We start from the raw sequence: 22702 nt of genomic DNA, 5'->3' as shown, positions 1-22702 counted from the left end.
CCCGGGTTTGGAGAGGCAGGCGGCGTTGAGCGTGTCCACTCCTCGCCCGCCGGCGACCGGGAGGTCCAACGTACGCTGTCCGCATGACACGGTTCCGCCTGCGCGCGACGCTCGCCGGAAGCGATCCCGGGATCTGGCGCGAATTGGAGACCGACGGCTCGCTGCGCCTCGCCGATCTGCACGACGCGCTGCAGCTGATGCACGGCTGGCGTGACTCCCACCTGCACCGGTTCACCGACACCGATCCGAGCGCGCCCGGCGGCGGGGGACGCCGCTGGGAGTCGCCATACTCTCCGGTCGCGGGAGACGACGCGCTCTCAGAGCTCGAGTTCCCCGTGGAGGACGTGCTCGGCGCGACGGACTCCCTCTGGTACTTGTATGACTTCGGCGACGACTGGGTCATCCGCATCGACGTGCGGGGACGACGTGAGAGCGACCCGATGCTCGCGCCGATCGTGCTGCAGGACGGCGCCCGTCGCGGTCCCTTCGAGGACTCGGGCGGTCTCGACGGGTACGCCGAGAAGCTCGAGATCGCTGCCGATCCGCAGCATCCGGAGCATGCCGAGATCGCCGACTGGATGCGTGCGACGGTCGGGCCCTGGGCCGGAACGGCCCCCGGCGTGTTCGACCTGGTCGGTCTCCAGTCCGAGCTGAACCTGCGGTTCGCGGCGCAGCAGTCCGGGTATGCGCCCGACGACCTGTCGGGGATCGTCAAGGCCGACGCACACCGCGGGCCGGGGGATGTCCAGCCGGACTCGCCGCTCACGACGTTCGTCGGGCAGCTGCCGCCGCCTGTCCGCTCCGAGTTGCGCCAGCATCTGCACGCCACCGGCGTCCTGGACCCGGTCGACATCGCGCCGGAGGACGCGGCACGCATCATCCGGCCGTTCGGCTGGCTGATGGGCGCCGTCGGACGCGACGGGCTCGCGCTGACCGCGGCCGACCGGATGCCCGGAGGCGCTGTGCTCGACGGAATGACGCAGCTCGGCTGGATGACGGAGTGGGAGGGGATCGGCAAAGGCAACCGCGAGGACGTGACCCCGCCCATCCTCGTGCTGCGCGAGACCGCCCAGCGCATCGGCCTGATCCGCGTCGAGAGCGGCCGGCTGGCGCTGAGCGCCGCCGCGACGAGGGCACTCAGCGATCCGGTGCAGCAGCTGCGGCTGGTCGCCTCCGGGCTGTACCGAGGACTCGCCGAGGCCGAGACGGATGCCGCCGTGCTGCAGCTGCTCACGATCGCCGACGGCACGACGCCGGCTCAGCGCTGGGAGGCGATCGCGTTCGGCATGGAGATGTGCGGCTGGGCGTCGTCGACGGGCTTCGCGTTCACCGAACAGGATGTCGACCACGTGACCTTCCAGGCGAACCAGGCGCTGATGTACGTCGCGGACGAGTACTGGAAGCTGCCCTCCGAGCGCGGGGCGAGCGATGACGTGAGGCTGTTCGCGCGGGCGGCGCTGCGATAGGCCGCCTCGCGGAGCGGTCACACCCGGCTCGCGATCAGCGACCGTGGGACCACGACCGGTAAACTCGTCCGCGGAGTGTCGGGAAGCCTGGTCGACGACGTTGTCCGTCGACCGAAAGGCCGCCATGTCGCCTGCTCGCTTCCGCTCGTCCCGCCTCCGCGCGGTCTTCCCCGTCGTCTCTCGGGCCGAGGCCCGCAGGATCGGCGAGATCCTGCGCAAAGAGACCATCGGCGGGATGCTGCTGGTCTGCTTCGCCGCCCTCGCGCTGGTGTGGGCCAACTCCCCCTGGGCGGACGGCTACTTCGCGCTCCGCGACACCGAGATCGGCTACGAACCGTGGCATCTGAAGCTCTCGCTCGGTGACTGGGCAGCGGACGGCCTGCTGGCGATCTTCTTCTTCCTCGTCGGCCTCGAACTCAAGCGCGAGTTCGTCGCCGGCGACCTCCGATCCGCCCGTACGGCCGTCGTGCCCGTCGTCGCCGCGATCGGCGGCGTGGCGGTGCCGGCGCTGCTCTACCTCGCCGTCGTCGGCGCCTCCGCCGACGAGGCGACCGGCTGGGCGATCCCGACAGCCACCGACATCGCCTTCGCCGTCGCGGTGCTCGCCCTCGTCGGCTCGCACCTCCCGGGTGCCCTGCGGATCTTCCTGCTGACGCTCGCCGTCGTCGACGACCTGATCGCGATCAGCATCATCGCCGTGTTCTACACCGACTCGATCGACCTGATCCCACTGCTGCTCGCGCTGCTGACGATCGCCGTCTACGGCGTGATCGCGCAGCTGTCGCGTCGGCTCTTCCACGCCCGGCCGGCCGCTGCCTGGCTGATCCTGCTGCCGATCGGCTTCGTCGCCTGGGCGCTGATGCACGCCTCGGGCATCCACGCGACGATCGCCGGAGTGCTGCTCGGCTTCACGATCCCCGTGATGCACAAGCGGGCGGATCGGGCGGATGACGCCGGCCCCGGCCTGGCCGAGCTCTTCGAGCACCGGTTCCGTCCGCTCTCGGCCGGATTCGCCGTGCCGGTCTTCGCGTTCTTCTCGGCGGGCGTCGCCATCGGCGGCGTGGACGGGCTCGCGTCGGCCGTCGCGGATCCCGTCCTCGTCGGCATCGTCATCGGTCTGGTGCTCGGCAAGCCGCTGGGCATCACCGCGGCGACCTGGCTCGTGACCCGCGTCCGGCGCATCGATCTCGACCCGTCGCTGCGCTGGATCGACATCGCCGGCGTCGGCGTGCTCGCCGGCATCGGCTTCACCGTCTCGCTGCTGGTCACCGAGCTCAGCTTCGCCGCCGGCAGCGGTCAGGCGGATCACGGCAAGGTCGCCGTGCTGACCGCATCCGTCATCGCCGCCCTCGCGGCGGCGGCGGTGCTCGGCACCCGGAACCGGCGGTACCGACGCGCGGCGCGCCAGACCGACGGCGCGCGCTGACGCGCTCGCGACCTCCTCGGGTGCCCGTGGACCGGCTGCGCTCTTCGCGTTCGACTCCCGCTCGGCCGCACCGCCGCGCGGCTGCTGCTCGACCGGTTCGAGGGCGACGGGAAGGATGCTGCGCCTCGGAGTCCGGTGAGAACGGTTCACCGCGGGATGCCGGGCATCAGTCCGCCGCTGCCGTCACCCTTGTCAGCGACCGTCTCGCGATGAGCATGATGACGAGAGCGACCGCCGTCATCGCCGCGGCGATCCAGACCGGCGCGAGCGGCCCGGATCCGCTCGCGAGCCCGATCCCGCCGAGCACCGGCCCCACGGCGGCTCCGAGGTTGAGCGCCGAGGTCGCATACGAGCCGCCCATCGTCGGCGCACCCGACGCCGAATACAGCACGAGCGTGATCAGAGTGCTTCCCACGCCGAACGCGAGGAGGCCCTGAACGAGGACGAGGGTCAGGAGCGCGGCGGGATGGGATGCGACCGCTGCCAACGCGATCCAGCCGGCCAGCAGGAGCGGGCCTCCGATCGCGAGAGCGAGGCCGGGCCGACGATCGGAGAGTCGTCCGGCGATGGTGACGCCGAGGAAGGATCCGATGCCGAACACCACCAGCGCGACGGAGACCCAGCCTCCCGCCAGACCTGCCGACTCCGTCACGACGGGCGCCAGGAACGTGAACGCGGCGAAGGTCGCTCCGTTGATCAGCGCCCCGAGCACCATCGTCAGGATGAGCCGCGGCGCCTTCAGCTGCCGGAGCTCCGCGCCGAGGTCCGGCGAGGACACGCTCCTCGCCGATCGACCGTCATCGTCCGCGATGCCCCGGATGACGCCGACGAGTGCGGGAACACAGAGGATGGCGATCGTCCAGAACGTCGCTCTCCAGCCCATCGCCGTACCGAGCAGCGCTCCGGCGGGGACTCCCGCGACGGTGGCGATCGTCGTACCGGAGAGCAGGATCGCCAACGCGCGCCCCTTTCGGCTCGCCGGCACGAGCATCGTCGCCGCACTCAGCGCCACGGCGAGGAAGCCGGCGTTCGCGAAGGCACTGAGCACACGTGTGGCGAGGAGGAGGGAGAACGCGGGTGCCAGCGCGCCGATGACGTGACTCCCCGCGAACACGAGGAGGCAGACGGCCAAGGTCACCCGCGGTGGCCAGCGTCGAACGAAGGCGGCCATCATCGGCGCGCCGATGACCATCCCGACCGCGAAGGCGGAGGTCAGCAGGCCCGCGGTGCCGACCGGGATGTCGAGGTCGGTCGCGATCGCGGGGAGCAGCCCCGCGAGCATGAATTCGGACGTGCCCATGACGAAGACGGCCAGGGCGAGCATGTAGAGAGCGAAAGGCATCGAGTGCTCCGAGGTGAGGGATCAAGAACTGGTTCTTCTTGTCACCACGGCCGGCGCCCGGGTGCGTCAGACGGCCGCCTGCATCGCGGGCGGCGTGATCAGTGGTTCACGGGGCTGGCGGTGTGACCGACAACCCCTGACCTGTCCGATTCGGGACTCGACATGCTCGGAACTCTACACGCGGTCAGGTGGCCTTATCGCTTGGTGCCCTGGAGCGATCCTGTTGTCTGTTTGCCGTTTTCGTATACGTAGCAGAGAGTGCTGCGGTCACCGGCGCTCCACGTCTCCGGCGAGGGGTAGATGTAGGAGAACCGGAGGGTCGAGCTCTTGTAGGCAACGCCGACGAAGGTCTTGAAGGACGTTAGGCAGGCTGTATCTGCTTCGGCTTGGAAGTCGGCGACGCTTGGAGTCTTCCCCTTCTTGTGTTGGAGGACTGCGTAGATCTCGCCGTCGTGGGGTGAGTCGCAGGGGACATCTGGCTTGTTCTTGTCGAGTGAAGCTTGGGTGAAGCAATCGCCGACTTGGAGGGTGTAGATGCCGCTTTGGAGATCGATGTCCACTTTGAATGTGGGGGTCGGGGTGGGGGCGGGTGTCGGCGAGCACCCCGCGAGTACAGATGCCAGCACCATCCAGCCAAGGATGAGCGGGATGGCGGTAGGGCGTCTTGTCATGGGTATATTGTGGCCTCGTTGCGCATGTTGATACTTCGCTCTTTCTCTTGGGCGAGGTGGGTGGGGGCCCCGATTCTGGTGCAACTTTCCGGAGGAGGGCTTATGCGTGGTGTGTCTCGGCGGCTGATTGTCGCAATTTTGGTAGTGGCGTTGTCGCTCACAGCGGCTCCTGCGGCGTCCGCGCAATCGCCTTCGCTGGCTGGCGGCGCTACGCATCAGCAGACAGGGCATAAGCCTGATCCCGCGGTGTTGCGGACCGCCCAGGCGGCTTCGTCGCGGGAAGTCACCGAATCGGAAAAGCCCGCGAAGAAGGTCGCGCTTGCGCCTTTCGGGCAGAGTCCGATTCCGGTAGCGCCGCAGCCGAAGAGTCCTCAGCGCGTAGATGTCGTGGGCGATCAGCTGATGGTGCCTTATCGTGCCGACGGGGTGTCCCTGTATCCTGCGTTGCCCTTGGTGAAGAGGGTCGGCGGTGTTGGCATGGACCGGGCTGTTATCGTCCCGAAGACGTCGCCATCGCCGTCGCCCTCATCGAGCAGCGATGTAGCGATGTCGACAAACTCTGGGCAAGGCACGGCGAGTACTGTGATGGCCCAGCCTCGCCATGCATCGTTGTCGGCGGTCGCTGCAGTGGACTACTCTGCGTCGACGGCATCGATCCGGCAACGCGCGCTGCTTGTTTCGCCTGCAGACGGAGCGAAGTCGGTGGGGACGACACCGACGTTGGTGGCCTCTAGCGAGGGGTTCGCCCCGGAGGAGTATGAGGACTTTTGGTACGCGTTCACAGTCTGCAAGGGGTATGGGTCCGAAGGGCGCTCGAACGAATGCAATGATGCAGACCCTGTGGCGTACTCGGGCTGGGTGCGTTCGTCTTCTTGGCAGGTGCCTGCGGGGGTGCTCGCGGCCTCCGGGACGTACACGTGGAGCGTCTCGGTGGGGCCCGGTTGGATCGACGATGACGGGCCCCTGCTCGGGACCATGTTCGGGTCTACGCATGCGTTCGCGACCGGGGCAACTCTGGCAGGTCCTGGGGCGAAGGACTATGAGGTGAGGTTGACATCCCCGGGCAACGGGACGTCGCTGACCACACTGCAGCCAAAGCTATCGATGTCTTTGGTACATGCGGCAAATCAGGCGTATTCGTACCGGTTCACCATCTACGCGTGCTCGGACGCGACCTGCCAGTTCAAGGGTAAAGAAATCGTGGACTCCGGGTCTCAGCTGTCTACTTCGTGGACCGTGCCAGCGGGAGTGCTCCGTTGGGGCGGCATATATATCTGGACCGCATCGGCGTTGTCCGCAGGTTCTTATATCGGGTCTTTGAATAACCCAGAGTATTCGATGGCACCTGTCGTGCCGTCACCGCCCGGGGCAAACCGGGGCTCAGATGGCCTGTCCCCGCAGGTCAGAAGCGTGGACCTAAGAGACAGGCACCTCACGCTTGACGCGACCGACGCGGCGGTTGCGGCGCCGGGCGGGCAGCTCACTTTGTCTCGCACCTATTCTTCGACGAACGTCACGGTGGGCGGGTTCGGCGCTGGTTGGTCCAGTGTGCTTGACATGCACACCTCGGCCTCCAGCACGGGGACCGTCGTGACCTTGGCCAACGGTCAAGAAGCCGCGTTCGGACGCAACGCTGATGGTACATATGGTCCGGCCCCAGGCGCGGGCGGGACGACGCTGTCCGGTGACCCCACCAAGGGGAACTTCACCTTCACAGATACCTCGGGCAATGTTTTCACGTTCACAGGTAACGTGCTGTCCCAGATCGCAGACCGTGACGGACGCGTCACCACGATGACTCTGTCCGGCGGGAAGGTCGTGGGCGTTACGGACAGCACGTCGGGGCGTTCCTTGGGTGTGCTCTGGTCGTCCGGGCGGGTCGCCTCTATTTACTCGGCAGCAAGGGGTATAGCGGTGGGGGGTTCCACCGTTCCGTCGCTCACCGGGACGAACTTCAAGTGGGACTACAGCTACTCGGGGACGACCCTCACGTCCGCATGCCGGGTCAGCGCCGACGGTTCTTCCTCGTGCACGCGGTATGGCTATGATCCGGCGGCTCCCTACCCTCTGACGAAGATGACTGCTCCGAGCGGCGCTACCCGTGCCGCTATCTCCTATGCGGCTGGCTCGGGGACTGTCACATCAGTCACGGATGGCCGCGGGACAACACGCTTCTCTGCCGCAGCGACCAGTGGGGGGCAAGACGTCTCTGTAACGACACAGAGTGCCGTCACCGATGTCTACACGCTCAACAGCGGCGGGCAGGTCACCGAGTTGAAGCATCCGGATGGTTCCTCGGAGCTGTGGAATTACAACCCACTGGGACAGGTGGCCCAGTTCAAGGACGCCAACGGGGGCGTGCTAGTCCTCGAATATAACGACGACGGTGCGCTGACTTCCAAGACAGTCAATGATTCCTTGGGTTATGTTGACTACTGGTACGACTATCACTACGCCACTTCCGGAGCTGCCAAAGGGCGCATCGACGTCTCAGGCCAAAGCCCAGTTGGTGAGTACTACAAGAAGCCTGACACGTTCTACACCTACACAGACGGCGGGCAACTCGCCAGCGTGGTGAAGGGCAGCACAGCTGATTCACCGTCCAAGACGTCCTACGCGTACAGTACGGGTTCCGAGGCAGCTGTCGGTGGCGGAACGGTACCCGCCAGGTTGTTGATCTCGCAGACTGATCCTGTCGGCCGGAAGACCTCGTACAAATATGATGCGCAGGGGAATCTGCGGGAACAGACCAGTCCCGCGGGTGTTACCACCACGTACGCATATGACGCACTCGGCAATCTGCTCGAGACAAAACTGACCGACGCCACCGGCACTACCGCTGGCAAGAGCACCTACGCTTACGCACCGGACGGCAGGCTTTCGTCGGTTACCAGGGCTGAGGTGACCGATCCGATATCGGGCGTAAAACGACAGACGAAGACCAGTTACACGCGGGACGTAGATGGCAATCTGACTGCATCGACAGTTGCAGACGCCCTTTCAGATCAGCATCAGACGAGTACGACGGACTACGACCAGTACGGCCGCCCGATCACCGTCACCAGCGCAGATGGCAGCACTGTCGTTACAAAATACGACGATTCGGGGAACGTTGCGTCCACAACCGATGCTCGGGGGCAAACCACCGCCTACAGCTACACGCCCCGGGGCCTGCCGTCGAAGGTCACCAAGATCGGCTACACGACGCCTGCAGCTACCGCTCCGGCAGTGGATCTGGTCATCGAGCAGAACACGTACGACGCGGGCGGACGCCTGGCGACGCGGACGGATGCCCGTGGCCAGACCTACGTGTACGGTTACAGCCCGGCGAACTGGCTCACCTCAGTCACTGCTAAAGATGTTCTGCAGAAGGATGGGGCCACGAAGGACGAGCTTGTCGTGGAATACACCTACGACTTCGTCGGCCAACGGAGTACGGTGTCGACCCCCCTCGGCAAACAGATCTTCTCGTTCACCGATAGGAAGCTGACGACCTCCACGTATACGACTCCGGAGCGAGCATACGTGTCTTCTACGGCGTTCTCGTACAACGCCGACGGCAGCATTGCGGCGATCTCAGAGGGCTCAGCCGAGACAGGGCAGCGATACACCGCCTACACGTATGATGCGACGGGCCAGGTGTCATCGATGTCGCGCGGAGCGACCGCCGATGATGAGGCGCCCTCGACAACCTGGTATCAGCACGACTCCTTGGGACGTCTGACAGGGGTGACCGACCCTCGCGGGAGTAGTGCTGGTGATTCGGCCTGGACCACAACATACGCGTACGACCTCGACGGGAATGTCACCAACGTCACAACGCCATCAGTTGACGGCATACAAGCCAGCGTTGCATTTGAGTACGACGCGCTCGGACGGCTTTCCACCCAGGTCGACGCGACCGGGCAGAAGAGCACCTACACCCGCAACAACGCCGGCCAGATAACCAGCATTACGACCCCCACACACACGACCGGCGGCACCTCACCGAAGACCACGTACGCGTACTCCTCTGCTGGGGATCTGTCGAAAGCCACAGACCCTGAGGGAACGGTCACGACGTACGAATACGACAGTCTGGGAAACATCGCCACACGGACCGATCCTCCGCTTGCCATCGGCGAAGCTCCCCGGACCAGCACCTTTCTCTACAACCCTGCTGGCGACGTGACATCCATCACCAGCTCCGCAGGGGCGACGGTCACTACCGCGTACGACCCGCTCGGAAGAGTCGCCAGCTCGGCGACCACCGTTACCGCACCGGGTAAGCCGAACCAGCAGCGTTCGATCACATACTCATACGACAACAAGGCCGGAACGACGACCGTCACCTCCGGGACGGGGCAGACGCAAACAGTGACCCGAGACATTCTCGGACATGTAACCAGCTCGGCAACTGCCGCTGGCACCACTACGTACGCATATGACGCTCAGGACAACCTGACGTCGGTCACCGATCCCAACGGAAACCAAACCATCGGCGAGTACAACCCGCTAGGAAGGATGACCTCGGCAACGTTGAAGTCTGCCGACGGTACGGCGCTGCGCAGTTGGGCAGTCGGCTACGACAAGGCAGGCAATCAGATCTCGCAGACTGACCCGAACGGGAACACCACCAAGACCGCGTTCAGCCCGCTTAACCAGGTAACCTCCATCACTGCACCCGATGGATCTGTACAGAAGTTCGGTTACAACGAGGGTGGGATGCCGGTCTCCTACACCGATCAGCGCGGCAACAAGACGACAGCCACCTACACCCCTGCCGGTGACCTCGCCTCACTCATCGAGCCGTCTACGAGTGCGCATCCGGGCGCCGCTGACCGCACCACGACCTGGGAATATAATTCGCTGGGCCTCCCCACGAAGAAGACCGCGCCTGGCGGTGCCCAAACCGAGTACGCCTACAACGCCGACGACCTCATCACTGGCATCACCGCAGGTGGTCAGACCCGCAGATTCATGTACGACCAAAGTGGCAACCTTGAAAAAGCCACCGACGCGTCGGGCACGAATAGCTACGGTTACAGCAGCGCAGGGGACCTCGTATCAGCCACCGGCCCCAGCGGCGACGCAACATTCACCTACACCGCAGATGGGTACCTTGCATCGCAGAAGGACGCGACCGGAGTTACTAACTACGCGTACGACAACGCAGGGCAACTTGCCTCGCTGACCTCCAGCACAGCAGGTCAGCCCGTCACGTTCACATATGATCCTGCGGGTCAGCTCACCAAGCAGACCTGGGGCAATATCACGCGCGCCCTGAACTATGACGCCTCCGGTGCTGTCACCAGCGACACCACGACCGATGGCGATGCCACCGCGTATGCCGCAACGAACACTTACGACGCTGCCGGGAACCTTTCGTCGCAGAACATCGCCCCGGCAACAGCGAGCGGCGGTGGCGTGACCCAGTATCACTACGACAGCCGCAACCGGATCACCGGGTGGACCACGCCTGACGAGAAGATGCACACCGTAGGTTGGGACGAGGCGGGAAACCTCACCAACCTCGACGGCACTGCGCAAGTCTTCGATCAGCGGAATCGAATCCTCAGCTCCGGAGCGATCAAGCGCACCTACAACGCTCAAGGACAGCTCACCACCCTCACCGACGAAGCTAACAAGACCTCATACGAGTGGGACAGCTTCGGCGATCTCATTGGCGACGGGCAATCCAAGAACACATACGACGCACTCGGACGGGCACTGACGGAGGGCGACGCCACGCTCAACTACGCCGGGCTCGCTCGCACCCCCGTGACCGTGGGCGAACACACGGCTGTGACGGGCGGCGTCGGGCTCCCGCTGCTCAGCGACGGCAACCTGACTGTCACCAACCGACACACCGACGTCACTGCGACCATCACTGCAACCGGTGAAGCCGGAACTGCCAGTTACTCGCCATTCGGAACCCCAGCCGCAGAGGAGCCACCAGTCTCCAGCGGGCTCGGGTATCAGTCAAACACCACTTCCAGCAGCGGACTAGTCCACATGGACGCTCGCTGGTACGACCCCAGCGCCGGAGTATTCGCCAGCGCCGACACCGCTACCGTCCCCACGACGGACCTGAACCTGTACCAGTACGCCACCGGCAACCCTGTCAACAACATCGACGCCACCGGGACCACCAGCATCCCCTGGGACGGAGGGTTCAGTTTCGGCGCAGGGCTGAGCGCGCTCAGCGCCGCGGCAGGGAGCCTCTTAAACGGGCTTGGGGCGGCCGCGCTCTCTTCCAGCGGGTTCGCCGCGGTCGGGGCGGGCGGGGTACTCATCAACACCGTCAAGTTCGCCTCAAGCACAGGCGGCGCAGCAGTATCGCCAGTCTTCACCAACCTCTACGCCGTCGCAGCTACCAGCACCGTCGGCACCTCAACGACGACGAAAACCGGCACGAGCACCACAACGAAGAGCACCGCACCCGCAAGCGGAGCAACAAGCGCTGTCAGCGCAGCGAGCACTTCGTTCTCGAACGCAAGCGCGTCTTTAGCGCAAGCGAACAGTTCCATTGCGCAGATGAACACGTCTATCGCGCAGATGAACACGTCTATCGCGCAGATGAACACGTCTATCGCTCAGATGAACGCCACGATCGCGGGGATAGACGCCACGATCGCGGAAGCGAATGCGCACATTGACGCATTCCTACACCCGGGGCCGACAATTACCAACGGCACTTACACCCCAGGAGTCGTCGCCCCCGCGTTCAATCTGCCTTCGGCCGCTTGTATTGGACCAGCAGGCGACGTCAGCACGGCCTGCGCCGCCGCCGTCCCGGCCGCTGCCATCGGCGCCGGCACCGCAGCCGTGCCCGCAGCTGCCGGGGCCACCACTACCGCTACGCCACCGGAGGATTGCGGACCAGGAGAACTCGAGGACCCACTTGACTGCCTCGCCCCGCAGCAGCAAGCCAAAGGCGGCGTGTACACGCTCCGCGACGAGCTCGGCAACGTCGTGCGCACCGGCCGTTCCAAGGACCTGGCAGCGCGGAGGAGCGTGCATCGGCGGGATCCGGTACTTGGTCAGTACGCGTTCAGGATCGAGCAAAGAACCGACGTCTACGCTGAACAGAGAGGCCTTGAGCATATGCTCTACGAGCAATTCCCCGGGGCGCGCGCAGCGAACGGCGGCTACAACAAGATCCGTGCAATTAGTCCGTTTAACCCCAAAAAGCAGAGCTATCTCGACGCGGCTCGGGACTTCTTCCTAAGAATGGAATAGCGACATGACGACGATCAACTACTCCGAGGGAGACTGGTATGCAGTCCCGATCGGCGAGAAGAGTTATGGAATCGGATTAGTTGCCCGGCTTAGCGGAACAGGCGAGGTGCTGAGCTACTTCTTCGGTCCCCGATGCGACGAGGTGCCCACCCTCGACGACGTAGCCGGCTACGATCCGAGCGATGCCGTGCTTGTCGGGCACCATGGTGATCTGTCGCTTTTGGACTCCCGGTGGCCCATCCTTGGCAAGCTTCCCGGCTGGGACAGGAACTTGTGGCCGATGCCGGTGTTCCTTCGCCGAGAAACGCTCAGTGGGCGCGTCTTCAAGGTGTTTTACGATGCGGATGATCCATCGCGTTGGATTGGTGATGCGCGGACTTCGGATGATGCCGAGGGCCCAGAAGACGGTCTGATGGGTGCAGGGTTCGTCGAGGCAAGACTCTCGCGCCTTCTGAAGTAGCGCTTCTTTCGGTTTCGCTCGCACCCATCACCATGATGAACGTGAGTTCTGGGAGATCGTACATTCGTGCCGCGGTCGTCTGACGATCAACGGCACGCCAGAGCCCCATCGCGTATTGCGAAGGTCGACAGGCTCCTCGACTTCTCCGACATGCTCGGTCCTGCCGTCGAGGTCGAAAGCAGGGGAGCCGCTGTGCCTGCCCGAGTCACCGATCAGATCGCGGCCGACGAAGACCGAAGCCAATTGTCGAGGTCAATGGAGTTACCCCAGAGCTCGTACAGCTCAGAAGATCCGTCGTTAGGCAGCGTCCGCTCACATCAGCCGTTGTGATCTCATCCGGCGCCTATTGGCAGATGCCCTGCCAGATGCAGCAGCGCTGGTTCTCACTGTCGGCGATGGGCAGCTCCACGCCGACGGTGTCGGCCGTCCAGCGGCTCACCAGGACCGCGCAGCGAACGTCGGTGTCGCCGAACTAGACCCATGCGTGGCCCCGCAGGTGCATCCCGTCCTGCACGACGGTCACGGGCTGCTCGCGCAGGCGCAGCTGCTCCGGTGTCAGCGATTGCAGCGGGCCGCGGCGGCGACGTTGCTGCCGCTCCTCGAGGCGCTGCATCGCCAGATGCGGATACCTCACGTTCGTTCCTACCCTTACCACGATAGTTCAGATGTACTAAACTCATGATCATAGATCGCTCAATCAGTCGCCGATAATCACGATTATGTCAGCTTGTAAGGTGACTATTCGCATGATCTGCAGATCGTCCTCCCCTGTTGCCCACGCCAGCCGCCGAGTTGGCGTGGGCGCGCTCACTGGAGCAGACACTGAAGCACACCGGAACAGGCTGACTCTTCCCCAGCACGCGAGCCGGGCAGCATCTGCACGCCGCCACTCTGTCCGAGCGTCTGAAAGTGCTCGGCATCGACGCTCAGCGAGCACGCAACGCAACGTTGCGCGACCTCACCCACGACGTGGACGCGCGAACGCTGATGGACCTACTCGGATACAGCAAGCCCGTCGTCGCCCGATATGCCGCTCGCGCAGGGGCACCGAGCGGATCATCCCCTGCCGGATGTCGGTCTGGCTGGGTGTTTCGAGGCCGGCGAGAGCGCCGGTCAACCCCTGTCTATGTACACGCTAGGTGAGAGGCGCGAGTACCCCTTGGGAGCGTAGGGCCCTGCGAATGCGACCGAGAAACCAGCGCCACCGGGGCCAATTGTGATGGGTAAGGATGCAGCGCATTGATAGGCGAAGTCCTCATCTTCGATCACAATCAGACAATAGGTGCTGTTCTGGGGATCGGTTCCCTTTGCTATGAAGATGTCCCATCCTGACTCGGAGAGTATGTGACGAGATGTATCCTTCTGAAATTCAGAGGGATCAAACTCCGTGGGCATCTTTGGGAACCGATCAGCCGCCGTCTGGGCCTCATCAAATTCAGGGATATCCGTGTTTCCTACTGCACATCCCGCCAGAACAAGAAGTGGAAGGATGCAAACGCCTGCAAACAAGCGACTCGGCTTTAACATCCAGCCCACGATACCCTATTTGAGGTACCAGCAGGTAAGAAGGAACTTGTTGGTGCCCTGATTATCGACTGCCTTCCATTGACAGTATGACTCCGTATATACGGGATCGTGAGTCATCGTGACCAGGTTGCCGCCGTTCTGCGAGCCGATGCCACGCTGGGTAATGCGAGCGTAACTCAGAAGGACGATGCTTTGCGCACGGCCGCCACTCATGGTGTGGTAGCCCGAAAATTCAGTTTGATTCTGAAAAGTATAGCCGTTGAAATACTGAGTCCAGGTCGCGGCAGAAGCAGCTGCTGGGAAACCGAGAACCAGAACGGCTGCCGCCGCTGCTGCAATCAGTGCAGATCCAAATCCACGCAGGGTTTTCATTTCGGCAGATCTCCGAAGTCTTCCGGTGCTCCGAATGCGGGGAGAACCACGCTCGCCCCGGTAGCAGCTGACGTCAGCTTCTCAGGCTTTCTGCCCTGTGTGAAGGGATCACCTACCAGAAGGCTCGGCCCAACTGACTGCAGCTTCTGGGAAGAACCCACTCCGGCGACTGCGTCCGGAAGGAGATAGGCGAGGACTGCACCGTCGACGGTGTTGGCTTGCATGCCCAGTCCATTCGTGGTGAACGCTTCCTCGTCGGTGCACGAACTCGCGGCTACCCGAGCTGGCCCTTCGAACGTTGCCAGGAGACAGATCTGCCCAGTCGTATCCGTGCCGGCCCACAGTGTGGACGTCTTGTACTTTCCCATCTGGTGAGCTGTCGCACGTAGCTGCGGGTCGATCGAGAAGCGATCAGGAACCTGATCGCTTGCACCCCGTGGCTCCTCGATGGTCTTGAAGACCTTGGACCAGTCTCCTGACTCACTTGTAGCTCGTGCTGAGGGAGTCGAAAGGGCTGATCCAATCGCGATGGCCGAGATGGCGACCGCTACGACCCCAACTGCTGCTGTTGAGGCCAGCGAGATTTTCTTCTGGCTATTCATCTTGTGCGCCCCTCAATACGTGTACTTGCAGGTCATGGTGTATTTGGTGCCTTTGGGTGGCACGTAGGTATCGGGGTTGTCCGCCCGCCATCCGCAATACACCTGGGTCGTCGTCCGCGCATGGGTGTACGTCATGGTTGAGCTTGCGAGACCCGTGAATGTCGCAATCCCCATGACCGTTGCCTTCGTTTGGATGAGTGGTGTTCCGGCACTCGACCAGACGCTTCCGCCGTTCATCGATGCAGTCTTCGAGAATTCAACTTCATTCTGGAACATCAAGCGGTTGACGTATGTAGAAGAGGCTGCTTCCGCGGGGACGCTGATCCCGATCACAAATAGGGCGGTCAAAAACACCGTAGCCAGGATCGAAGACAGTTTGTTCCGGGAGCCCATATCTGAGGACATTTTCGTCCGGACAGAACCCTGATGGTTCACGCCAATCGGCATACCATACACCCCCCTGTGTCTGATGGCGGATAAGCTACATGCCCGCCTTGGCTACTGTCAAGAGATTTTCGATCCTCGAAGTCAGGTCACCGACAAGGCGCAGAGATCGCGAGACGCAAGTGTCTTGATCATTGGCGCTGCCCGCGAGGCGTTGGATCTCGGATACGACGTCATCTTGGACGGAATATTCAACCTGCGCGACTACTCGGCGCTGTTCAAGCGCCTGCACGAGGGCCACCGCGGGCAGACTCGGATTTACCAGTTCGACATCGGGCTCGATGAGACGATACGACGCCACGCAGGGCGGCCGTTGTCGATCGCCACCCTGGATCACACTGGCCGCGATTCAGTTATAGCCCGCCCTGTGCACCTGGGAGACTCGGAGCATGGGAGCTAAGCAAAGGCCGCGCGTCGGCATGATCCGAGTTAACAGGGCGAACGGATCCTCATACGACGTCGACGTTCAAGCACCCGGCTCCGCGGTGCGGTTCGCAATCGGCACCCCCGACGGCCACGGATTCGTATGGCGTCTGTGGTCCTCGGTGCACACGCCTGACTTCTACCTCGCCGTGCGCGATGGACGCAAGGGGAACGATTCTAAGTATTCGTTCCACGCTTCTGGGGACTGGCGACTGCAATACGAGCGCTCGGAGGCTCAGGCCCTTGGAGTGCATCGGGTACTGGAAAGCTGGGAGCGCCCCATGCCTGCTGCCCATGGCGCGATCGAGGTTCTACGAATCATGACTCCGGCTGACGACGTAGTGGAGACCGGCGCCACAGAGCCGGACGCGGGAAAGATCATCTGGGTTGAACCGGGACCGACGCGAACCCTAAACGTCTTCTTCCTGCAGCTCCTCCCCACCGGCGCGTCCTTCTCTCCACCACCTAATGCAGATCTTGTTGCTGCGCTGCAACTGGCCGACGGATCGACAGTCCTCCTGCTCCACAGCATCGGAAAACCCACCCATATCGAGGACGACATGTTCCGTCGTCTCCGACAACTTACGAGTGAGAACCCGCCGCCAGGCACCTCAGCAAAGTACGTGCCGCGATCCGACCCCACGTACAGGAGCCTGGGTTTCTTGCGAGCGGCAAATGCCCATGACATCGTCCTCACGGATCTCCTGATGTGAACCTGTCGAGCTCGTCGTGCACACGTACCCCGAGTTCGCCGGCATCCATTCCCCGGCCCTGCGTCGCGTGTGGACTTGTTGGCCGGCCCGTCGACCGCACCAGGTCGGCGGCGACGTTGGCGAACAGCTCAGGCTCTCCGGCCCGTGCGCTGCACAAACTCCTCCGATTAGTCCTCGAAACGATAAGCCTGTTATCCAGTCGAAACGTCACCGGGTGCGTCCCTCGCAGTCGTGAACTTCACGTGGCACTCCCCCTCTCGCTCCACCTGCAACATTTCGGTCTCGTCCGGTCATGTTCTTGATGAGACACCATGGACAAGGAGCAACATGAACGATCAAGAACTCGATGAACGGCTGCGGGCCGGCGACCCCGCTCGTTCTCGGTCGGACGTCCTCAATCCGATGATCGATCGACTTGTCTCAGGCCCGGTGCCCCGTCGCCCGCGACGGGGTTGGCGCCCGGTGGTTGTGGTAGGTGGCTCTCTGGCGCTGGTCGGCGCACTCGTCGCAGGCACCGACCTGGGAACCGTGCTTCTCTCCATCCCTCCGTTCGCCCAGCTCGAACACGGGGCGACCTTCCGTCCAACTGACGGACTGTCGTTTGTGCCAATGGAAGGAGACGACCGCGGGAAACAGTGCAAGCTCTACATCGACCTCGGAGGTCTCACCGATTCGCAGGCGTCGGAGGTGCGCAGCTACTGGTCATCCGCGGATCCCGCCGCCTTCGCCATCGCGGTTCGAGAGCGAATCGCGAAACAGGATTCGGACAGCGGCGAGACTGCAGAAACGATTGAGTTGCAGGCCTCCGTAGATCAGATCCTTGCTGATCTCGCGACAATCGCGCCCGACATCAAATGGGGCACGGCAGTACCGGGGCAGTCCTTTGCCCCGGGCGATCCCCATCTCGCGGCAGTCACCCGATCGTGTGATGAGCCCGACAAATGACCTCGGAAGTGTCGTCGCGTCCGATCACTATCTCCGCGGATGCGCAGCGGGTCGAAGTGGTGATCAGACGGGAAGCACCTGCGCTGCTCGCCTACTTCGAGCGACGGTGCACTCCGGAAGATGCCGCAGATCTTCTCGGAGAGACCCTCCTCGTCACCTGGCGGCGAATCTCAGCCCTCCCCGACGACGATGAGGGTGCCCGGATGTGGCTGTTCGGCGTAGCGCGACGCGTGCTCGCGACAGGCCGTAGGAGCGGAATCCGACGCTCCGCGCTGGTCGATCGCCTGAGGGAGGACGCGCGGCAGCGGCCCACCTCGTCAGACTCCGTCGATGACGAACTGCACGCGGCGTTGGCAAGTCTTTCAACTCTCGATGCCGAAATCATCCGCCTGCTCCACTGGGACGGGTTCAGCCTCACCGAGATTGCGCAGCACCTCAACAAGCCGGCCAGCACGATCCGAAGTCGCTACAGCCGCGCCCGTGCTGCCCTGCGAACCGAGCTTGAGAGGCGATAGTGGTCCGCTGAACCGACTCGTGTCGGGGCACTAGTGAAGAACCGGGTAACGCGATTACCCATCAGTAGGAGGACTATTCGCATGATCTGCAGATAGTCCTCCCCTGATACGACCTACGCCGTACGACATGGACTCTCGGCCGTCTTGGAGGATGACGAAGTGTCTTCTCGATCAGCGCAAGTTGCAACTGAACGTCCGTTTTACGCTGCCCATGCAGACGCCTATGACGCACTCATCAGCGACCCGGTTGAGCCGTGGTGACCGCGGTCCATGACCAACTGGTCAGTGCAGGGCTAGATGTACTGTCCGGGCACGTTGGTTGGTTTGCGAAGACGCGCTGTAGTCGTCCGGGTGTGAAGAGGACCTCCGGTCGAGAGTGGAGCTGTTCAGGTTCCGTCTCGTCGACCAGGAGGTCCTCGTGTCCCACGCTAATGCTGCTCTGACTCCGATCCAACGCCTGCGGATCGGGAAGCTCATCGTCGATGAGGGATGGCCGATCGCGCACGCGGCGGTGTTCTTCCATGTCTCCTGGCCGACCGCGAAGCGGTGGGCTGGCCGATACGCCGCGATGGGCGCGGCGGGGATGCAGGACCGTTCATCGCGACCGCATCGCTCCCCGAACCGCACACCGCAGACGATGGTGCGTCGGATCGTGCATCTGCGGTGGAAGAAGCGGCTCGGCCCGGTCGCGATCGGCGGGAAGCTGCAGATGCCCGCCTCGACCGTCCACGCGGTCCTGGTCCGCTGCCGGCTGCACCGACTGCGTCACGTCGACGTCCGCACAGGGGAGCCCGTCCGCCGCTACGAGCACCCCTACCCGGGATCGATGATCCACGTCGACGTGAAGAAACTCGGCAACATCCCCGACGGCGGCGGCTGGCGCACCGTCGGCCGCCAGCAGGGCAACAAGCACCGGGCTGCCACGCCGGGCAAGGACCGCAGCAAACATCGGGATGTGCTGATGCGGCACGCGTTCGTGCACACCGTCATCGACGACAACTCCCGCGTCGCCTACGCTGAGATCCACGACGACGAGACCGCAGCGACCGCAATCGGCGTCCTCCGCCGCGCGACGTCATGGTTCGCATCACGCGGCGTCGTCGTCGAACGAGTTCTCTCCGACAACGGATCGGCCTACCGCTCGCACGCCTGGCGCGATGCCTGCGCCGAGCTCGGCATCCACCCGAAACGGACCCGCCCCTACCGGCCGCAGACGAACGGGAAGATCGAGCGATTCCACCGCACCCTCGCCGACGGATGGGCATTCAGCCGACACTACAACTCGGAATCAGCCCGCCGAAACGCGTTGCCCGCGTGGCTGCATCACTACAATCACCACAGGCCCCGCACCGCCATCGGCAAGGTCCCACCGATCACCCGGTTAACCAACCTGCCTGGGCAGTACAGCTAGAGCGAGCGATAAGCCGGGTATCCAGTCGGTACGCCGCACCCAACCCGGCGCCGACCCGCTCGCAATGCCGCACGTCACCGCTCAGGCATCCGGCGCGTGGGTGGGCATGGCCGCCGATCACCGTCGGAATCTGGTCTACGTGCAGTTGAGCGCGAATACGCCCTTCCCTGGCAGCACTTGGAGCGGCCGTGGCGTGGGAGGAACGCATCCCTAGATCAGTCGTAGTCGTCGGCAGCCCATCGGCTGCCGGCGACTACGACCGGTCGATCACGACCTGGTCCGAGATGCGCACATCAGGTGTCGTTGCTCAACCATTCGAGGATGCGCGGGTCGAGCTTGGCCGAGCCCTTCCAGAGCGACACAGCGGGCTCGAATCCCGAGATGAACGCAGCGAAGTTCAGTTGACCAAGCGCCGCTAAGTCCTCGACAGTGACATCGCCACCGTGAGCAAGCTTCTGAACCGCGCTCTCAGAGCTGCTCTGATCGAGCAGCGTCTCGAACTTCATCTTGACTCTCCAGTCCGCGACATCCCAAGAATGCAACGGCTGACCGGGGCCCGGGACCAGAAGCGGAGACGTTTCATCAACCATGATGGGCCCCAGGTGTGTTCGGATCGGTTACGGGCAAGGCTTGGACATCTTTCGCCCATGGTAACCGCCGATGGTGACGTTGACCCACTGGTCAGGGTATGGGGAGTTGATGGCCTCGGTGTTTGTGCTTCCGATGCCCAACTGCCCGGTCCACACCACACCCAGAGAATGTTCCGTCCCACCACCGATGTTGTACGAGGCCTGGAGCTGGCTCTGCGCCGGAACTCCCACGATGGTCGCGGAGATCCCCATCAGATGCGTCGTGGAGCTGCAGTTGATGTAGACCGTAACCTCGGGGTAGCCCTCCTCGGTCGCTTGGACGGGGGTATTGATTGCCACCGCTTGCAATGAAGGCGCATCTTGTGCGATTGTTTCGCACAAGATGCCTGACGGATTCCATAGACGGAGGATCGATGAAGATCATCACTCGCGCGGGTGCGGCCGCTCTCATGTCAGGCGGACTGATCGCCGCCGGCCTCTTCCTCGGCCCATCAGCGCATGCGGAGACAGGTCCAGACGCTGGGCCGACTTCCGAAGTAGGAGTTCTGAGCGTCTGGCATTACAACTATTACGAGGACTACTTCTACGAGTTCGAGACGTGCGAAGCTCGCGGGTGGCAGATGAAGTATGTCGATCACGTCTATGGCATGGTCAACTGGAACTGCCATAGGAAGCCAGGGTGGCCGAAGTGGTCGATGGACGTTCTGTTCAGCATTTAGTCCTCAAGACCGGTACGCGCGTCAGCGCGGTGGGACACTTCGAGATAGCTCCCTCTGGTGAACCTCTTTTGTGGGCAGCGTTTCCATGGTCTCCGAGGCGCTGGCCGTACCGACCACACAACGGTGCGGTGCCTCTTCAGCTAGGGACGCCTGAGCCGGATATCTCGGTGACGGACCTGGTCCGCGTCCACGGCACATGGAACGGTGTAGGGCTTTCGCACGCATCGGTGAGTGTGCTCGACACCGACCCGACAATAGAACGCTGTTTCGGCGGCGGGGAACTTCTCCCCGAAGATCTGGATCAGCAGGGTGTTAAGCAGATCTTCAACGATGTCGCTGGAGCTGACGCGGATACGTTCATTAGCGGTGGTGGCATGGAAGGCGCATTCTGGTCGCATGTTCGACACGTCACACCCGAGTTCGCCGAGGTTCTAAACCAACTGCCGGTCCGACATGCAGTGGTCGCCGCGGTTACTCCGGACTGAATTCTTTCGTCGACAGTCAGACCTTGCCTAGTCTGCTGCGGAACGACCACTACAGGCAGCAGCACGCCTCACCCGCTGACGGGCTGGAGCAGCTGCGGTCCATCATCCTTCGTGCCGAACGTGCGCACCTGGTCGATGCGCAGTTGTTCCGCCTCCGCGACGCCTGCGTGCACGGCCTCGTCGACGAGGGCCTGGTCACCGAGCACGCTGGGGTCGATCCACTGTAGCCACATGTGCTCCGGGAGGATCACCGGGTTGCGATCGTGGATGCCGGCGAGGGTCCGCACGGCGTCGGACGTGACGATCGTGGCCGTGAGAGTCCACCGCTCCGGGTCATCCTTGTCCCTGGAGGGGTCCGGCCACCACGAGTACAGGCCGGCGAAGCCCATCGGGTTGCCGTCTGGGTGGCTCATGAACCAGGGCGTCTTGCTGCCCCTCTCCCCCGTCCACTCGAAGAAACCGCGGGCGAGGACGATCGCGCGGTGCGACTGCAGCGGCTTCCGCCACGTCGTCTTATCCGCCATAGCGGGCAACGGCCTGGCCGACATGAACGATCCCACGGGACTCACTGGTAGATTCCGCGCAGCATCGACGACAATTACCGTTCACGCGCCGTCGCGACTCTCACCGGCGACGCGAAGCGCGTTGCAGAGGCAATCGAGCTCGAGAAGGCCGGGAGGCGAGCGAAAGCCTTCGAAAGGCTTGCCTACGTCTTCGTCGGTACGGCTTTCCCGGCACAGTTCTACTGATGAGCCGCGGCCGACCACACTAGGACGGCCGAGCGATCTCTCCGGGATACGGCTCGACGCCTTCCCTCTTCTGGCGAGCGTTCCCCCTCAGCTGCGCGCAGATGCCTGGCGATGCCGAAGCCAGAACTACGCCGACCCCAACGCTCGAGCCAATCGGCGAGGAAGTCCTGCTGTGACGGAGGTCGACGCCCTGCGAGCTGTCGTCACACGCCCAAATCATGGGCAATGACGTGGATCTCCACGACGGAGCCTTTCGTCCTCCAGAAGATGGTCAGATCCGTTCCCGGGACCTTGGTGCCCCACAGATCCTTGGTAGAAACGTAGCTGTTCCGCGCGCGCGCCTTGGCCTCGGCGGGATCCGACATCAGTGCATCCAGGACGTCCCAGAGCTTGCCGTAAGCTCGCAGATCCTGTTCGAGCAGCTGTCGCTCGAACGCATCAGTCTCTCCCACGAAGTCGATGTCCATCGAGACCAGGATACCACAGGATTGGGGCAAATGGGCGTCTGCCCACTGTGGGTAATTACCCCACTACCCCGAACTCGTGTTAGCTTTGTGTATGACGGAATCCTTTAAAGCACGCACGGGCGCACGGTCCGGCAGGGTTCCGAAGAGAAGAGAG

Annotated in this window: 19 protein-coding genes; 11 read left to right on the top strand and 8 right to left on the bottom strand. The window is 63.4% G+C overall.

Translation table 11 applies throughout. The features are described from left to right. The first annotated feature begins 83 nt into the window (after nucleotides 1-83). Both GON06_RS04505 and nhaA read left to right on the top strand, forming a co-directional pair. Nucleotides 84-1466, top strand: a complete 1383-nt coding sequence (locus tag GON06_RS04505; protein ID WP_157311115.1) for a plasmid pRiA4b ORF-3 family protein — start codon at nucleotides 84-86, stop codon at nucleotides 1464-1466. Nucleotides 1467-1590: 124 nt separating this feature from the next. After that, complete coding sequence (gene nhaA, locus GON06_RS04500; RefSeq protein WP_157311114.1) at nucleotides 1591-2892, top strand: Na+/H+ antiporter NhaA; 1302 nt, start codon at nucleotides 1591-1593, stop codon at nucleotides 2890-2892. Between the two features lie 166 nt (nucleotides 2893-3058). Here nhaA and GON06_RS04495 read toward each other — a convergent pair whose 3' ends face one another. Together GON06_RS04495 and GON06_RS04490 are read right to left on the bottom strand one after the other, a co-directional pair. Beyond that, nucleotides 3059-4234 (bottom strand): Cmx/CmrA family chloramphenicol efflux MFS transporter, encoded by a 1176-nt coding sequence (locus GON06_RS04495; RefSeq protein WP_157311113.1) that lies wholly within the window; start codon nucleotides 4232-4234, stop codon nucleotides 3059-3061. 194 nt (nucleotides 4235-4428) lie between these two features. Continuing rightward, entirely contained in the window at nucleotides 4429-4905 is a 477-nt protein-coding gene (locus GON06_RS04490) for a septum formation family protein (protein ID WP_157311112.1), read from the bottom strand. 24 nt (nucleotides 4906-4929) lie between these two features. Here GON06_RS04490 and GON06_RS04485 point away from each other — a divergent pair, with 24 nt between their 5' ends. Next, the gene (locus GON06_RS04485) at nucleotides 4930-12126 is read left to right on the top strand and encodes an RHS repeat-associated core domain-containing protein (RefSeq protein ID WP_332837195.1); all 7197 of its coding nucleotides are present in this window, start codon (nucleotides 4930-4932) and stop codon (nucleotides 12124-12126) included. A 4-nt stretch (nucleotides 12127-12130) separates the two neighbouring features. Next, the gene (locus GON06_RS04480; RefSeq protein ID WP_157311110.1) at nucleotides 12131-12586 is read left to right on the top strand and encodes an Imm26 family immunity protein; all 456 of its coding nucleotides are present in this window, start codon (nucleotides 12131-12133) and stop codon (nucleotides 12584-12586) included. 472 nt (nucleotides 12587-13058) lie between these two features. Here GON06_RS04480 and GON06_RS04475 read toward each other — a convergent pair whose 3' ends face one another. From GON06_RS04475 to GON06_RS04465, 3 genes are all read right to left on the bottom strand, one after another. Then, entirely contained in the window at nucleotides 13059-13220 is a 162-nt protein-coding gene (locus GON06_RS04475; RefSeq protein WP_157311109.1) for a hypothetical protein, read from the bottom strand. A 908-nt stretch (nucleotides 13221-14128) separates the two neighbouring features. Then, complete coding sequence (locus GON06_RS04470; RefSeq protein WP_157311108.1) at nucleotides 14129-14485, bottom strand: hypothetical protein; 357 nt, start codon at nucleotides 14483-14485, stop codon at nucleotides 14129-14131. Continuing rightward, complete coding sequence (locus GON06_RS04465) at nucleotides 14482-15087, bottom strand: hypothetical protein (protein ID WP_157311107.1); 606 nt, start codon at nucleotides 15085-15087, stop codon at nucleotides 14482-14484. Before GON06_RS04465 ends, GON06_RS04470 begins: the two co-directional genes overlap by 4 nt. 133 nt (nucleotides 15088-15220) lie before the next feature. On the opposite strand from GON06_RS04465, the gene GON06_RS04460 reads away from it, so the two are divergent. The 5 genes from GON06_RS04460 (at nucleotide 15221) to GON06_RS04440 (ending at nucleotide 19538) form a co-directional block, all read left to right on the top strand. Then, entirely contained in the window at nucleotides 15221-15514 is a 294-nt protein-coding gene (locus GON06_RS04460) for a hypothetical protein (RefSeq protein ID WP_157311106.1), read from the top strand. Nucleotides 15515-16235: 721 nt separating this feature from the next. Next, the gene (locus GON06_RS04455) at nucleotides 16236-16667 is read left to right on the top strand and encodes a hypothetical protein (protein ID WP_157311105.1); all 432 of its coding nucleotides are present in this window, start codon (nucleotides 16236-16238) and stop codon (nucleotides 16665-16667) included. A 327-nt stretch (nucleotides 16668-16994) separates the two neighbouring features. After that, the gene (locus tag GON06_RS04450; protein WP_157311104.1) at nucleotides 16995-17612 is read left to right on the top strand and encodes a hypothetical protein; all 618 of its coding nucleotides are present in this window, start codon (nucleotides 16995-16997) and stop codon (nucleotides 17610-17612) included. Beyond that, nucleotides 17609-18127 carry an RNA polymerase sigma factor gene (locus GON06_RS04445; protein ID WP_157311103.1) on the top strand — a complete coding sequence of 173 codons (519 nt, stop codon included), beginning with the start codon at nucleotides 17609-17611 and terminating at the stop codon, nucleotides 18125-18127. The genes GON06_RS04450 and GON06_RS04445 overlap by 4 nt, the downstream gene beginning before the upstream one ends. A gap of 418 nt (nucleotides 18128-18545) precedes the next feature. After that, nucleotides 18546-19538: an IS481 family transposase gene (locus GON06_RS04440; protein ID WP_332837155.1), complete on the top strand. Its 993-nt coding sequence runs from the start codon at nucleotides 18546-18548 to the stop codon at nucleotides 19536-19538. Between the two features lie 293 nt (nucleotides 19539-19831). Here the strand turns inward: GON06_RS04440 and GON06_RS04435 are convergent, their stop codons facing one another. After that, nucleotides 19832-20044 carry a hypothetical protein gene (locus GON06_RS04435; RefSeq protein ID WP_157311102.1) on the bottom strand — a complete coding sequence of 71 codons (213 nt, stop codon included), beginning with the start codon at nucleotides 20042-20044 and terminating at the stop codon, nucleotides 19832-19834. 497 nt (nucleotides 20045-20541) lie between these two features. On the opposite strand from GON06_RS04435, the gene GON06_RS04430 reads away from it, so the two are divergent. Next, nucleotides 20542-20847: a hypothetical protein gene (locus tag GON06_RS04430; protein WP_157311101.1), complete on the top strand. Its 306-nt coding sequence runs from the start codon at nucleotides 20542-20544 to the stop codon at nucleotides 20845-20847. A 167-nt stretch (nucleotides 20848-21014) separates the two neighbouring features. After that, on the top strand, nucleotides 21015-21332 hold the full coding sequence (locus tag GON06_RS04425) for a hypothetical protein (RefSeq protein ID WP_157311100.1): 318 nt from the start codon (nucleotides 21015-21017) through the stop codon (nucleotides 21330-21332). A gap of 68 nt (nucleotides 21333-21400) precedes the next feature. Here the strand turns inward: GON06_RS04425 and GON06_RS04420 are convergent, their stop codons facing one another. Both GON06_RS04420 and GON06_RS04415 read right to left on the bottom strand, forming a co-directional pair. Next, complete coding sequence (locus GON06_RS04420) at nucleotides 21401-21856, bottom strand: SOS response-associated peptidase (RefSeq protein ID WP_232528151.1); 456 nt, start codon at nucleotides 21854-21856, stop codon at nucleotides 21401-21403. 428 nt (nucleotides 21857-22284) lie between these two features. Further along, entirely contained in the window at nucleotides 22285-22548 is a 264-nt protein-coding gene (locus tag GON06_RS04415; RefSeq protein WP_157311099.1) for a hypothetical protein, read from the bottom strand. Nucleotides 22549-22702: the final 154 nt, after the last annotated feature.

It is taken from the genome of Microbacterium sp. MAH-37 (assembly GCF_009758255.1).
In the GTDB taxonomy this organism is placed as follows: domain Bacteria; phylum Actinomycetota; class Actinomycetes; order Actinomycetales; family Microbacteriaceae; genus Microbacterium.
Note: the sequence above shows the minus strand (reverse complement) of the source record. Positions and strands in the feature narration are given on the sequence as shown.

Excerpts from the sequence above, each read along its gene's own strand:
- GON06_RS04470 (WP_157311108.1), bottom strand. The coding sequence starts at position 14,485 with ATGAAAACCCTGCGTGGATTTGGATCTGCACTGATTGCAGCAGCGGCG.
- GON06_RS04450 (WP_157311104.1), top strand. The coding sequence starts at position 16,995 with ATGAACGATCAAGAACTCGATGAACGGCTGCGGGCCGGCGACCCCGCT.
- GON06_RS04430 (WP_157311101.1), top strand. The coding sequence starts at position 20,542 with ATGAAGATCATCACTCGCGCGGGTGCGGCCGCTCTCATGTCAGGCGGA.
- GON06_RS04435 (WP_157311102.1), bottom strand. The coding sequence starts at position 20,044 with ATGAAGTTCGAGACGCTGCTCGATCAGAGCAGCTCTGAGAGCGCGGTT.
- GON06_RS04415 (WP_157311099.1), bottom strand. The coding sequence starts at position 22,548 with ATGGACATCGACTTCGTGGGAGAGACTGATGCGTTCGAGCGACAGCTG.
- nhaA (WP_157311114.1), top strand. The coding sequence starts at position 1,591 with ATGTCGCCTGCTCGCTTCCGCTCGTCCCGCCTCCGCGCGGTCTTCCCC.
- GON06_RS04505 (WP_157311115.1), top strand. The coding sequence starts at position 84 with ATGACACGGTTCCGCCTGCGCGCGACGCTCGCCGGAAGCGATCCCGGG.
- GON06_RS04445 (WP_157311103.1), top strand. The coding sequence starts at position 17,609 with ATGACCTCGGAAGTGTCGTCGCGTCCGATCACTATCTCCGCGGATGCG.
- GON06_RS04460 (WP_157311106.1), top strand. The coding sequence starts at position 15,221 with ATGGTTGAGCTTGCGAGACCCGTGAATGTCGCAATCCCCATGACCGTT.
- GON06_RS04420 (WP_232528151.1), bottom strand. The coding sequence starts at position 21,856 with ATGGCGGATAAGACGACGTGGCGGAAGCCGCTGCAGTCGCACCGCGCG.
- GON06_RS04490 (WP_157311112.1), bottom strand. The coding sequence starts at position 4,905 with ATGACAAGACGCCCTACCGCCATCCCGCTCATCCTTGGCTGGATGGTG.
- GON06_RS04465 (WP_157311107.1), bottom strand. The coding sequence starts at position 15,087 with ATGAATAGCCAGAAGAAAATCTCGCTGGCCTCAACAGCAGCAGTTGGG.
- GON06_RS04485 (WP_332837195.1), top strand. The coding sequence starts at position 4,930 with ATGTTGATACTTCGCTCTTTCTCTTGGGCGAGGTGGGTGGGGGCCCCG.
- GON06_RS04495 (WP_157311113.1), bottom strand. The coding sequence starts at position 4,234 with ATGCCTTTCGCTCTCTACATGCTCGCCCTGGCCGTCTTCGTCATGGGC.
- GON06_RS04455 (WP_157311105.1), top strand. The coding sequence starts at position 16,236 with ATGCCTGCTGCCCATGGCGCGATCGAGGTTCTACGAATCATGACTCCG.
- GON06_RS04480 (WP_157311110.1), top strand. The coding sequence starts at position 12,131 with ATGACGACGATCAACTACTCCGAGGGAGACTGGTATGCAGTCCCGATC.